Here is a 12,646-nt window from a genome sequence, read left to right on the forward strand (position 1 = left end):
CAGCGAGTGCAGCGCGGTCACGCCTCGTGTGCACGCAGGAAGTGAAAGAACTCCACGCCCTCGCGCAGTCGTCGTTTGGTCATCTCCCAGCTCCCGGCCATTTCCTTGACGATCTCCCAGATCTTGGACGGGCGGAAATAGAAGCTGCGGTAGAAGGTTTCCACGCCGTGGAATATCTCTTCCTTGGACAGGTGCGGGTAGCTGATCATGGCCAGCTGCACGCCCTTGTCATTGACCAGGTGCGTCGAGGTGTTTTCCTCCAGCCAGCCGTTCTCGATGGCCTGCTTGTACAGCGAAGTGCCGGGGTAGGGGGCGGCCAGCGACACCTGGATGGTGTGCGGGTTGATTTCCTTGGCGTACTCGATGGTGCGCGCGATGGTTTCCTTGGTTTCGCCAGGCAGGCCGAGGATGAAGGTGCCATGCACGGTGATGCCGAGCTTGCGGCAGTTTTCAGTGAAAGTGCGCGCGATGTCGGTGCGCAGGCCCTTCTTGATGTTGTGCAGGATCTGGTCGTCGCCGGACTCGTAACCCACCAGCAACAGGCGCAGGCCGTTCTCTTTCATGATCTTCAACGAGTCGTAAGGCACGTTGGCCTTCGCGTTGCAGCTCCATGTCCAGCCCATGGCATGCAGGCCGCGCGCGATCTCGTGCACCCGATCCATGTTGGAGCTGTCGGTGAACGTGTCGTCGTCGAACATCAGTTCGCGGACCTCGGGCATGTTCTCCTTGATCCACTTCGCCTCGGCCAGCACGTTGGCGGCCGAGCGCACACGATAGCGGTGTCCACCTACGGTCTGCGGCCACAGGCAGAACGTGCACTTGGAGCGGCAGCCGCGGCCGGTGTAGATCGACACGTACGGATGCATCAGGTAGCCAATGAAATAGCGATCGATCTTCAGGTCGCGCTTGTAGATCGGCGCCACGAAGGGCAGGTCATCCATGTGTTCGATGGTGGCGCGCGCCGGGTTGTGCTGCACGCTGCCGTCGGCCAGCTTGTAACTGATGCCGGCGATGTCCTTGAAGTGACGACCTTCCGCTACTTCCTTGCAGGTGTAATCGAACTCCTCGCGCGCCACGAAATCGATGGCGGGCGATGCGAGCAGTGAGGCATCCGGTTCCACCGCCACCTTGGCGCCCACCATGCCGATGAGAATGCCGGGTTTGCGCTCCTTGAGGAGCTCGGCGAACTTCGCGTCGGTGGGGAACGAGGGGGTGCTGGTATGGATGATCACCAGGTCGTATACGCTGGCAATGCTGAGGGTGTCTTCGACCGACAGCTCTTCCACGGGAGCGTCCAGCACGCGCGAATCGGGGACCAGCGCGGCCGGCTGTGCGAGCCAGGTGGGATACCAGAAACTCTTGATCTCGCGCTTGGCCTGGTAGCGGGAGCCGGCGCCGCCGTCGAAACCGTCAAACGAAGGGGCTTGCAGAAAAAGCGTCTTCATGGGATTGCCAAGCTCCTGCAGCAGGGGGTCTGCGTTTGCAATGAGTTGTTCATCACACTCTTTCTTCTTCAAGGATACCGCGGCGGCGCGTGGTCGCGCGCATGCAGCACCTGGCCGCGCCAGTCCACTTGCCAGCGGATCAGCGCGCCCGCCCATTCCAGCAGCAATAGCCCGTCCCGGAAAGGGGTGAGCCAGATGTCTCGCCAGCGCGAAGATCTTGCGTTGACCTGCCAACCGGCGGCGTAGCGTGCGATGCGCGCCGCGACGCCCAGCAGGGCGACGATCAGGCAAGGCACGGAGGGCGAAAGCAGGAGAGCGAGCACCAGCAGGGGCCAGGTGAAGCAGATAAAGCTGAAGAAGAATCCCGCTGGCGAGATGGCCCGGATGGTGCGCAGCCAGCGCAGCTCGTGCACCCAGAGACTGGCAAGGCGGGTTTCGGTGACGTCGGTACCCACCACGACGTCACTCAGCACGGTATGCAGGCCCAGCCGGCGCGTGCGTTCGCCCAGCCAGAAATCGTCAGCCAGGGTGTCTTTCAGGGCTTCGAAGCCGCCGATGGCTTCCAGTGCATCGCGCCGCAAGGCGATGGTGGAGCCGAAGGCAAAGCGGGTGGAGCCAAATGCGTGCGACAGGCGCACGGAGGGCGCGAACCAGTCGTCGATGAACAGCTTGCCCATGCGCGCACTGAGCGCGCCGCCGGCCATGCCGTGGTAGAGGCAGGTCACGATGCCCGTGCGTGGGTCGTTCAATGGTGCGGTGATACGCGCAAGATAATCCGGCGTCACGCTGATGTCGCTGTCGGCCAGCACCAGCCAGTCGTGGCGCGCGTGCGGCAGCAGGTTGATCAGGTTGCTGACCTTGCGGTTGGCGCCGTGCACCGTGGGGTCGATCACCAGTGCCATGGGGCGTTGCGGGAACTCGCGCTGCAGGCGTTGCACCACGGCGATGGCGGGGTCCTCCGGGTCGTGCACGCCAAAAAGCAGTTCATAGTCGGCGTAACGCTGATCGCAGAAGCTGTGCAGGTTCTCGTAGAGGCGCGGTTCGGCGCCATGCAATGGTTTGAGCAGGCTGACGGGGCGGCTTGCCTGATCGTTCACATCCGCTCGCCGATGCTTGTTCATGCGAGCACACCGAAACCAGGCCCAGAGGCTCAGGCATGCATACGCCGTGGCGCACAGGGCCAGTGCGATGCCGGACCAGGAAAGCAGCGATGAATCGGCGGGATAAGGCGGCATGAAGTCGGTTCGAGCGCAGTCCACCATTGGTTGCAAACTTACTGCATGCGCTTCGTGAATACCCCTCCCGCTGGTGGGTGGTGGCGATGCCTCCTGTTGGCAGGACTGTGTTGGCTTGCAGGCGGCATGGCGGCCGCGCAGGCGGCGCCCGGGAATGAAGCGGCTGCCACGGCCATCGAAGGTGACTGGCTGGTGGCAAGCCGCGACGCCATCATCCGCATCCAGGCGCAGGGTGACAGCTTTATCGGCACCATCGTGTGGCAACTGCACGACACCTACGGCCCGGAAGATGGGCCCGAGCTCAACGGCAGGATCGTCACGGATCGCCACAACCCCGACCCGGCCCTGCGTTCACGCCCGCTGACCGGGTTACGCCTGCTCTGGGGGCTGCATTACGACGCCGCGGCAAAGGCCTGGGTGGATGGCTTCGTGTACAACTCCGACAACGGCAAGCAATACCACTGCGAAGTGCATGTGCCATCGCCGGATACGCTGGTGCTTCGTGGCTACATCGGCATTCCGCTGCTGGGTGGAAGCACCACATGGACGCGTACGCACGAGCCGTTTCCTGCGCGATCCAGCAGCGTTCGTTCGACGAATTGACGGCTGTCAGTGCGGCGTAATGATCTGCAAGGGGCTACTCGGTCCCGTTGATACTTGATAGCCTGAAGCGACATTCGTTCAGCGCCTGACGCGCAGCTCATCGTTTGTGACGAAGATGTGATGAACGGGTGTGCACTGTTCGCCGGAAGAGAGGTTTTCATCTTGGCTAGCCGCGAGTTGGATAACAGCGAGAATCTCTGGTCAAGGAGCGTGGTTTCCTTCCAGGACGAACCCCTCGTGCTGGTGGACGAGCACGACCGCGAAACCGGCTTCCTCGACAAGGCGGCCGCGCACCTTGGACAAGGCATCCTGCATCGTGCCTTTTCGCTGTTCGTGTTCAACACGCAGGGCGAACTGCTGCTGCAGCAGCGCGCCAAGGGCAAGCGCCTGTGGCCGGGTTACTGGTCAAATACCTGCTGCAGCCACCCGCGCCGTGGCGAGACGATGGAGGTGGCCATCCACCGCCGGCTTGGCGAAGAGCTGGGCATGCAGTGCGAGTTCCAGTTCCAGTTCAAGTTCCAGTATCAGGCCCAGTTCGACGCCGAAGGGGCGGAGAACGAACTTTGCTGGGTTTACGCCGGTCGCACGGATGTTGCACCCGTCGCCAATATCCATGAGATCGCCGCGCTGCGGTACATCGCGCCCGATACGCTCGATCGCGAGATTGCCGCGCACCCGGAGCGCTTCACGCCCTGGTTCAAGATCGAGTGGGATCGCCTGCGGCGTGAACATGCGCACGTGTTCGCTCCGCCGGCGAGCCTGGCGTCCTGAACGTCGCGGCGCTTTCAGGTGGCTATACTGCAGGAAGCGGTTTAAACGACAGGAATAAAGCTGCATGCGCCATCTGGCGCGGCGCGACACGATCCATCGATCAGCGATGAGGTGATTCCGTTGGGCATTCCTCTGATTCAGCAAACCAAGATCGCGCGTTACATCATCAGCAAGAAGTTGAGTGGGCAGAAGCGTTACCCGCTGGCGATGATGTTGGAGCCCCTGTTTCAGTGCAATCTGGCCTGTGCCGGTTGCGGCAAGATCGATCATCCGAAAGAGATCCTGCAGAAGCGCATGAGCGTAGAAGATGCGCTGCGGGCCGTGGATGAGTGCGGTGCGCCGGTGGTGTCCATTCCCGGTGGCGAGCCGCTGATCCACAAGGAGATGCCGCAGATCGTGCAGGGCCTGATTGCCCGCGAGAAGTTCATCTACCTGTGCACCAATGCGTTGTTGCTGACCAAGCACATCGACGAGTACACACCGTCGCCGTACTTCACCTGGTCCGTGCATCTGGATGGCCTGCAGGAGCGGCATGACGCATCGGTGTGCATGGAAGGCGTGTTCGACAAGGCGGTGGCGGCGATCCGGCTGGCCTTGTCGCGCGGTTTTCGCGTCACCATCAACTGCACGCTGTTCAACAACGAGCAGGCGGATGAGATCGCGAAGTTCTTCGATTTCGCCATGTCGCTGGGCATTGAAGGCATCACGGTGTCGCCGGGCTACAGTTACCAGCACGCGCCGCGGCAGGATGTGTTCCTGGGGCGCACCGAAAGCAAGCAATTGTTCCGCGATGTGTTCCGCATCGGTCGCGAACGCAAGAGCAAGTGGGTGTTCAACCAGTCGTCGATGTTCCTGGACTTCATCGCGGGCAACCAGAGTTACCAGTGCACGCCGTGGTCCAATCCCACGTACAACATCTTCGGCTGGCAGAAGCCGTGCTACCTGCTGGTCGATGAGGGCTATGCCAGTTCGTACAAGGAGTTGATCGAAGACACCGAGTGGGACAAGTACGGTGTCGGCATCAACCCCAAGTGCGACAACTGCATGGCGCATTGCGGTTTCGAGGGGACGGCAGTGGACGACACGTTTGCGCACCCGCTGAAGGCGGCGCGCGTGGCGACGTTCGGCCCGCGCATCGACGGCGCCATGGCGCCGGATCTGCCGGTGTTGTACGGCGATCGTGCCGATGCCACGGCCATTCGCATTCCCATCAGTGCGATTCAACGTTCCTCGTCATCCCATGGGGCAGATACCGGGCGCTGACCGTTGGGGCGGATGTCGGGCATGAACGGCCCCTCTCCGTGTGCTGCCCCTCGCCGTCATTCCCGCGAAAGCGGGAATCCAGTGTCTTTCGTGCAACGCGTAGAGCCTCAACGGCACTGGATGACCAGCCCTTCGGCTGTTGAAGAAGCGCCTCCCGCTTTCGCGGGAATGACGGTGAGGGAGGTTCGGATCGAGAAGATCTGCGCGTGCTGGCTCCAAATAGGCCTTGATTCATGCTGACGTTGATTTGCGCCATCATCCCGGTCCTCATGTGGCTAGGGCTATTGCTGGTGCCCTGGCGTCCATGGAGCACGCGCGAGCATCTTGAGGCGGACCCTTCGGCAAACCTGCCGCTCGACGACATCACCGTATTGATTCCCGCGCGCAACGAAGCCGATGTGATCGGTACGACCCTGCGTGGCCTGCGGGCGCAAGGCGCTGGCTTGCGGGTGGTGGTGATCGACGACCAGTCGACCGATGACACGGCCGCCGTGGCGCGTGCGTTTCCGAACGTGCAGGTGGTGCCCGGTGCGCCCTTGCCCGATGGTTGGGCCGGCAAACTGTGGGCGCTGGAGCAGGGCAGGCGACACCTGCGTTCGCCGCTCACCCTGTTGCTGGATGCGGATATCGAATTGCGTCCCGGCATGCTGGCAACCCTGCTGGCACACAAGCAGCGCGAGCAACGGCAGTTCGTTTCGATCATGGCCGACCTGCGCCGCACCAGTTTCTGGGATCGGCTGTTGCTGCCGGCCTTTGTCTACTACTTCAAGCTGCTCTATCCGTTCGCCATCTCCAACTCGCGTTCCACGCTGGTGGCGGCCGGCGCGGGCGGCTGCATCCTGGTGGATACGGAGATGCTCGACCGCATCGGCGCCTTCGCCAGCCTGCGTGATGCGCTGATCGACGACTGCACGCTGGCACGCCAGGTGAAACGCGCCGGCGGGCGCACCTGGATCGGCCTGAGCCGTGACGTGGTGAGCCTGCGTCCGTACGGCAGCTTCGCGTCGATCCACCACATGGTGGCGCGCTCGGCGTTCACCCAGCTGGGCTATTCAACCGCACTGCTGCTGGTGGTGACGGTGCTGTTCCTGTTCGCCTATGGTGTGCCCCTCGCCCTGCTCGGGGCGGCCCGGGTGTGGCCGCTGGCCTGGGTGGCGCTGCTGGCCATGATGGCGGGCTACCTGCCCATGCTCAGGTACTACCGGATACCCCTGTGGTGGGCGCTGCTGCTGCCGCTGGGGGCGGGTCTGTACCTTGGCATGACCTGGAGTTCGGCGGTGCGTTACTGGCGCGGTGTGCGCTCCCGGTGGAAGGGGCGAGTATACGGCGCAGGCGCATGAATTTCCTTTTTAAACAGTGGCTTGAAGTTTTCATTGCGAGGGCGTTGAATCTCGCTCCGTGAGAATGCCGTCGTGGTATCTTGATTGCCGTCCCGGTAATCAAGTCGTCCGATGCCTCCTTCCGAACATGGTGGTCGCCGCACTGGCGCCGGTCGTCCCGCCGGTGAGCCCAGTCAGCGTATTCGCGTGCCTGAAAGCCAGGTGCCGGCGGTGCTGGCCTATCTCGATGCCTACCGCAGCCCGGCCTCGCTGGAGGCGCCGCGCCCCGTTTCGCAGGATCCGTCGACCGTGGGCCTGACGGCCTTCCTCAGCCGCGTGCCGGCAGGCGTGCCGTCGTTCGCGGAAGACGACGTCGATGAGGTGGTGGACCTCAACCAGCACCTGGTGCTGCCTGGTCATGAGCCAAGCACCTTCATCATCCGCGTGTCGGGCTGGTCGATGATCGGCGCCGGCATTTTCGATGGCGACGAAGTGCTGGTGGATCGCGCGCTTGCGCCGCGCCAGGGCGACATCGTGGTGGCGGCGGTCAACAACGAGCTGACCATCAAGCGCCTGGGCAAGGTGGACGGGCATATCGCCCTGTTGCCGGAGAATGCGCACTTCAAGCCCATCGTGTTCCGCGAGGGCGAGACGCTCAGCGTCTGGGGTGTTGTCACCCGTTGCCTGCGCACGTTGCGTTGATGAGGCACGCCGCATGGGCCAGGTCGTCGCACTCGATTCGCTCCTGCACAGCCGCCAGGTCTGGCAAGGCCGCGCTGCGCCGGTGCCCGCGACGACCCAGCCGACCGGCTGGCCGGCGCTGGATGCCGCGCTGCCGACCGGTGGCTGGCCCGAGCATGCGATGACCGAAATCCTGTTGCCGGCCGATGGCGTGGGCGAATTGCAGCTGGTGCTGCCCACGCTGGCGCGGCTGACCCGCGAGGGTCGTCCCGTGGTGGTCATCTCGCCGCCTTATGTGCCCTACGTGGCCGGCTGGGAGGCGCGTGGCGTGGTGATGTCGGGCGTGGACATCGTGCAGGCGGACGAACAGGACGTGCTGTGGGCGGCCGAGCAGTGTCTGCGTTCGGCCAGCTGTGCCGCCGTGCTGGCCTGGCCGGTGCACGCGGATGACCGCTCCCTGCGTCGCCTGCAGGTGGCGGCCGATACCGGCAAGGCGCTGGCTTTCGTGTTTCGTGATCGTCGCCATGCCGTGCAGGCGTCGCCGGCGGCACTGCGGCTGGAACTGGAAAGCACGCCGGCCTGGCAGGTGCGCGTGCGCAAATGCCGCGGCGGCAACCCGCCGGTGGGCGCGGTGCCGCTGGCCTCCGGCTGGTCGTGAGGCAGCATCATGCTCTGGGCCTGCATTTTGCTGCCGCAACTGGCGCTGGACGGTGTCCTCCGGCGACGACCGCCATCGGATGAACCATTGGTGCTGGTGAGCGGTCCGGCGCAGGCGCGCATCGTGCACGCGGCCAATGTGCCGGCACGTGCGGCGGGCATCTATCGCGGGCAGCGGCTTATCGCCGCGCAGGCGCTGCTGCAACAGTTCGAGATGGTCGAGCACGATGCGGAGGACGAGGCACGCTGGCACCGCCTGCTGGCCGCCTGGGCGTATCGCTACAGCGCCGAGGTGGGCCTGTATGCGCATGCCGTGGTGCTGGAGGTCAGCCGCAGCCTCAACCTGTTCGGACCGTGGCCGCGTTTTGAATCGCTGCTGCGGGACGATCTGCAGGAATTGGGTTTCCGTCATCGCGTCGCCCTCGCGCCGACGCCGCACGCCGCCTATGTACTGGCCGGCGTGCAGGATGGCCTGGCGGTTGTCGCGCCAGAGATGCTGCGCGACGCGCTGTCGCCCGTGCCGGTGGCACGCGCGCGGTTGCCGGTGGAGGCTACGCAGGGTTTGCCGTCGATGGGTATCCGCACGCTGGGGCAGGTGTTCAAGTTGCCTCGCGCCGGGTTGCAGCGCCGTTTTGGCGCGGAACTGGTGGCGCAGATCGATCGCCTGACCGGCGACGAGCCCACACCGATGGACAGCTACCGTCCGCCCGATGCGTTCGAGCAGCGCATGGAGTGGACGCACGAGATCGAGCATGTCGAGGCGCTGGTATTTCCGCTGCGTCGCCTGACCGGCGACCTGGCGGCTTATCTCGCCGGTCGCGACGGCGGCGTGCAGCGTTTCGAGCTGGAGCTGGAGCACCGCAGTGGGCCGCCGACGCGGGTGACGGTAGGCATGCTTGCCGCGGCGCGCGATGCGTCACTGCTGTTCGACTGCGCGCGCGGCCGGCTCGAGCGGCTGGCGTTGCATCAACCGGTGTTGGCCATGCGGCTGGTGGCGCGTGACCTGCCGCCCTTCGTGCCAGCGGGGCGCGACCTGTTCGATACGCGGCCGGTGAATGCCGTGCCGCTGGAGCAGTTGCGCGAACGCCTGCGGGCGCGGCTGGGCGAGCAGGCCATCCGGCACCTGCATCGCACGGTGGATCCGCGCCCCGAGAAGGCGCAGTCCGATATGGCGCACGTGAAAGCCGCGACGAAACCGGAAACCCTGCCGCGCCCCACCTGGTTGCTGGACACGCCGCGCCCCTTGCGCGGCCCGCCGCCGGATGTGCTGGCCGGCCCCGAGCGCATCGAAACCGGCTGGTGGGATGGCGGTGACATACGGCGGGATTACTACGTGGTGCGCACCTCGCAGGGGCAGTGCGCCTGGGTGTTCTGCGCGCCGGGCGAGCAGGGCGGCTGGATGCTGCATGGGTGGTTTGCGTGAATCGCAAGCCTCTTCAGGAAAATCGTCATTCCCGCCTTTGCGGGAATGACGGTGAGGGATGTGGCGGGTGACGGAAACGGAAGCCATGGCCGGCTACGCCGAACTCCATTGCCTGTCGAACTTCTCCTTCCAGCGTGGCGCGTCGAGCGCGCAGGAGTTGTTCGAGCGGGCCAGGGCCTGTGGCTATCGTGCGCTGGCGATTACCGACGAGTGTTCGCTGGCCGGCATCGTGCGCGCGTACGAGGCCTCGCGCGATACCGGGCTGCCGCTGATCGTCGGTGCCGAGTTCCAGGTCGAGCACGGACCGAAGCTGGTCTTGCTGTGCGAAAACCTGCAGGGTTATATCGCCTTGTGCGCGCTCATCACGCGCGGCCGCCGCGTGGCGGAGAAGGGCACTTATCGCGTGACGCGCGAGGATTTCGCCGATGGCCTTCCGGGCACGCTGGCGTTGTGGCTGCCATCGGCCGAGCTCCAGCCGGCGCATGGCGCGTGGCTGCGGATATTGTTCGAGGATCGCCTGTGGCTTGCCGTGGAACTGCATCGCGGACCGGATGATGCGCAACGCCTTGCCGATCTGCAGGCGCTGGCCGATTCGCTGGTGCTGCCCATGGTGGCGACAGGCGACGTGCACATGCATGTGCGTCGACGCCGCGCCCTGCAGGACGTGATGACGGCCATTCGCCATCACCGCACCGTGGCCGATGCGGGCGACCTGCTGTTTCCCAACGGCGAGCGGCACCTGCGCACGCCGGAGGCCTTGTCGGCGATCTATCCCGAGGCCTTGCTGGCCGAAAGCCTGCGCATCGCCGGGCGCTGCCATTTCGTGATGACGGATATCAGTTATCGCTATCCCGCCGAACTGGTGCCGGCCGGCGAGACACCGACCACCTGGCTGCGCCAGCTGACCGAGGACGGCCTGAAGTGGCGCTGGCCGCAGGGTGAGCCGACGAAGGTGCGGGACCAGATTGAATACGAGCTGGACCTGGTCGAGAAGCTCAAATACGAGCCGTATTTCCTTACCGTGCACGAGATCGTCTCCTTCGCGCGCAGCAAGGACATTCTCTGCCAGGGCCGCGGTTCGGCGGCGAATTCGGCGGTCTGCTATGCGCTGGGCGTGACGGCGGTGGATCCGGCCACGACCACGCTGCTGGTCGAGCGTTTCATTTCCGCCGAACGCAACGAACCGCCGGATATCGATATCGACTTCGAGCACGAGCGGCGCGAAGAAGTCATCCAGCATATCTACCAAAAATACGGGCGCGAGCGTGCCGCGCTGGCGGCCACGGTGATCAGCTACCGCGGCCGCAGCGCCGTGCGCGACGTGGCGCGCGTGCTTGGCCTGCCATCGGACCAGATCGACCTGCTGTCGCGCACCTTCGCCTGGCAGGATGGTGAAGACCCGGTGGAGGAGCGCCTGCGCGAGCGCGGATTCGATCCCGAAAGCCCGCTGCTTCGCCGGGTGATCGCGTTGACCGCGGAGCTGACCGGGTTTCCGCGCCACCTGTCGCAGCACGTCGGCGGTTTCGTCATCTCCGACCAGCCGTTGTCGCATCTGGTGCCGGTGGAGAACGCCTCCATGCCCGACCGCACCATCATCCAGTGGGACAAGGACGATCTGGACACCATGCGCCTGCTGAAGGTGGATTGCCTGGCGCTGGGCATGCTCACCTGCATCCGCAAATGCCTCAAGCTGCTCGAAGTGCATCACGACCGCGTGGAAACGCTGGCGTCGATGCCGAAGGAAGATCCGGCCACGTACCGGTTGATCCAGGCCGCCGACACCATTGGTGTGTTCCAGATCGAATCGCGCGCGCAGATGGCCATGCTGCCGCGGCATCGGCCGGAGAATTTCTATGACCTGGTGATCCAGGTGGCCATTGTCCGCCCCGGTCCGATCCAGGGTGACATGGTGCATCCCTATCTTCGCCGCAAGCGTGGCGAGGAGGAGGTCACCTATCCCTCGGAGAAGCTGCGCAGCGTGTTCGAGCGCACCCTGGGCGTGCCGCTGTTCCAGGAGCAGGTGATGAAGCTGGCCATCGAGGCCGCCGAGTACACGCCCGGTGAAGCGGATCAGTTGCGTCGTTCGATGGCGGCATGGCGCCGCAATGGCGACATGGAGATCCATCGCCAGCGCCTGATGGCCGGCATGCTGAAGAACGGATTCACGCCGGAGTTTGCCGCGCGCCTGTTCGAGCAGATCAAGGGCTTCGGCTCCTACGGATTCCCCGAGAGCCATGCGGCGAGCTTTGCCCTGCTGGTGTATGCCAGCTGCTGGCTCAAGTGCCATTACCGCGCGGCCTTCATGTGCGCCTTGCTCAACGCACAACCCATGGGGTTCTATGGCCCCAGCCAGATCGTGCAGGACCTGCAGCGCCACGGCGTGAAAGTGCGCCCGGTGGATGTGCGCTACAGCGACTGGGACAACACGCTGGAGGATGATGCTTTGTCGCGCGGTGGTTATGCGTTGCGCCTCGGCTTCCGCCAGGTGCGCGGTTGTCGCCAGGACATGATGGAGTCGTTGATGGCGGCGCGTGTGCGGCGACCTTTCGACGACGTGGCCGACCTGTGCGCCCGCGCCGGGCTCAATCGCCACCAACAGGAGGCGCTGGCCGAGGCCGATGCACTGCGTGGGTTGACGGGCCACCGCCATCGAGCGCGCTGGGCCATGGCCGGCATCGAGGCGCAGCTGCCGCTGTTCGGCAATACCAGTCCCGTGGAGGACGATGTGGTGCTGCCGCCGCCGTCGCAGGGCGAGAACACTCTGGCCGATTACGCCCGCACGGGGCTGAGCCTTGGCCCACATCCCGTGCAGCAGATCCGCTCACGCCTGCGCGCGGCGCAATGCGTGGATTCGCGCAGCCTGCAGCACCGGCCACATGCCAGCCACGTGCGCGCCGCTGGCCTGGTGACGCAGCGACAGCGACCGCAGACGGCCAGTGGCGTCACCTTCATTACCCTGGAAGATGAATTCGGCCCCATCAACGTGGTGGTGTGGAGTCATGTGGCCGAGCGGCAGCGGCGCATCTTCCTCGAGTCGCGCCTGCTGGGCGTGGATGGTCGCTGGGAGCATGCCGATGGGGTGAGTCATCTCATCGCACACCGGCTGCATGACCTGAGTGAACTGCTCGGCTCGCTGGACAGTCGCTCGCGCGACTTTCATTGAAACGCGCTGCGGCATCGGGACGCACGGCCGGATTGCGCGGCACCGATCCATAAAATGGTGCATCCCCGATGGTCTGCTTTCGAGTC

General features: G+C 64.8%; 10 protein-coding genes. 8 read left to right on the forward strand and 2 right to left on the reverse strand.

Annotated elements, in window-relative coordinates:
- Positions 1-17: 17 nt before the first annotated feature.
- Complete coding sequence (hpnJ, locus tag H8F01_RS19335; RefSeq protein WP_187056646.1) at positions 18-1,445, reverse strand: hopanoid biosynthesis associated radical SAM protein HpnJ; 1,428 nt, start codon at positions 1,443-1,445, stop codon at positions 18-20.
- Positions 1,446-1,513: 68 nt separating this feature from the next.
- Positions 1,514-2,707, reverse strand: coding sequence for a bacteriohopanetetrol glucosamine biosynthesis glycosyltransferase HpnI (gene hpnI, locus H8F01_RS19340; protein ID WP_222615681.1), 1,194 nt, complete (start codon positions 2,705-2,707; stop codon positions 1,514-1,516).
- A gap of 99 nt (positions 2,708-2,806) precedes the next feature.
- Between hpnI and H8F01_RS19345 the strand changes: the two genes are divergently transcribed.
- From H8F01_RS19345 to H8F01_RS19380, 8 genes are all read left to right on the forward strand, one after another.
- Positions 2,807-3,283 carry a DUF2147 domain-containing protein gene (locus H8F01_RS19345; protein WP_187056648.1) on the forward strand — a complete coding sequence of 159 codons (477 nt, stop codon included), beginning with the start codon at positions 2,807-2,809 and terminating at the stop codon, positions 3,281-3,283.
- A 210-nt stretch (positions 3,284-3,493) separates the two neighbouring features.
- Positions 3,494-4,054 carry an isopentenyl-diphosphate Delta-isomerase gene (idi, locus tag H8F01_RS19350; RefSeq protein ID WP_187056649.1) on the forward strand — a complete coding sequence of 187 codons (561 nt, stop codon included), beginning with the start codon at positions 3,494-3,496 and terminating at the stop codon, positions 4,052-4,054.
- A gap of 111 nt (positions 4,055-4,165) precedes the next feature.
- A complete protein-coding gene (gene hpnH, locus H8F01_RS19355) occupies positions 4,166-5,317 on the forward strand; it encodes an adenosyl-hopene transferase HpnH (protein WP_238481060.1) in 1,152 nt (383 codons plus the stop codon).
- Positions 5,318-5,550: 233 nt separating this feature from the next.
- On the forward strand, positions 5,551-6,657 hold the full coding sequence (locus tag H8F01_RS19360) for a glycosyltransferase (protein ID WP_187056651.1): 1,107 nt from the start codon (positions 5,551-5,553) through the stop codon (positions 6,655-6,657).
- A gap of 111 nt (positions 6,658-6,768) precedes the next feature.
- Positions 6,769-7,338, forward strand: coding sequence for a LexA family protein (locus H8F01_RS19365; protein ID WP_238481061.1), 570 nt, complete (start codon positions 6,769-6,771; stop codon positions 7,336-7,338).
- Positions 7,339-7,351: 13 nt separating this feature from the next.
- On the forward strand, positions 7,352-7,975 hold the full coding sequence (gene imuA, locus H8F01_RS19370) for a translesion DNA synthesis-associated protein ImuA (protein ID WP_187056652.1): 624 nt from the start codon (positions 7,352-7,354) through the stop codon (positions 7,973-7,975).
- Between the two features lie 9 nt (positions 7,976-7,984).
- Complete coding sequence (locus H8F01_RS19375) at positions 7,985-9,397, forward strand: Y-family DNA polymerase (protein WP_187056653.1); 1,413 nt, start codon at positions 7,985-7,987, stop codon at positions 9,395-9,397.
- Positions 9,398-9,482: 85 nt separating this feature from the next.
- Positions 9,483-12,560, forward strand: coding sequence for an error-prone DNA polymerase (locus tag H8F01_RS19380; RefSeq protein ID WP_187059383.1), 3,078 nt, complete (start codon positions 9,483-9,485; stop codon positions 12,558-12,560).
- Positions 12,561-12,646: the final 86 nt, after the last annotated feature.

The organism is Dyella telluris (genome assembly GCF_014297575.1).
In the GTDB taxonomy this organism is placed as follows: Bacteria; Pseudomonadota; Gammaproteobacteria; order Xanthomonadales; family Rhodanobacteraceae; genus Dyella; species Dyella telluris.

What these genes read in the sequence shown, in the direction of transcription:
- H8F01_RS19375 (WP_187056653.1), top strand. Translation starts at nt 7,985, where the DNA reads ATGCTCTGGGCCTGCATTTTGCTGCCGCAACTGGCGCTGGACGGTGTC.
- H8F01_RS19345 (WP_187056648.1), top strand. Translation starts at nt 2,807, where the DNA reads ATGGCGGCCGCGCAGGCGGCGCCCGGGAATGAAGCGGCTGCCACGGCC.
- imuA (WP_187056652.1), top strand. Translation starts at nt 7,352, where the DNA reads ATGGGCCAGGTCGTCGCACTCGATTCGCTCCTGCACAGCCGCCAGGTC.
- H8F01_RS19365 (WP_238481061.1), top strand. Translation starts at nt 6,769, where the DNA reads ATGCCTCCTTCCGAACATGGTGGTCGCCGCACTGGCGCCGGTCGTCCC.
- H8F01_RS19380 (WP_187059383.1), top strand. Translation starts at nt 9,483, where the DNA reads ATGGCCGGCTACGCCGAACTCCATTGCCTGTCGAACTTCTCCTTCCAG.
- hpnI (WP_222615681.1), bottom strand. Translation starts at nt 2,707, where the DNA reads ATGGTGGACTGCGCTCGAACCGACTTCATGCCGCCTTATCCCGCCGAT.
- hpnJ (WP_187056646.1), bottom strand. Translation starts at nt 1,445, where the DNA reads ATGAAGACGCTTTTTCTGCAAGCCCCTTCGTTTGACGGTTTCGACGGC.
- H8F01_RS19360 (WP_187056651.1), top strand. Translation starts at nt 5,551, where the DNA reads ATGCTGACGTTGATTTGCGCCATCATCCCGGTCCTCATGTGGCTAGGG.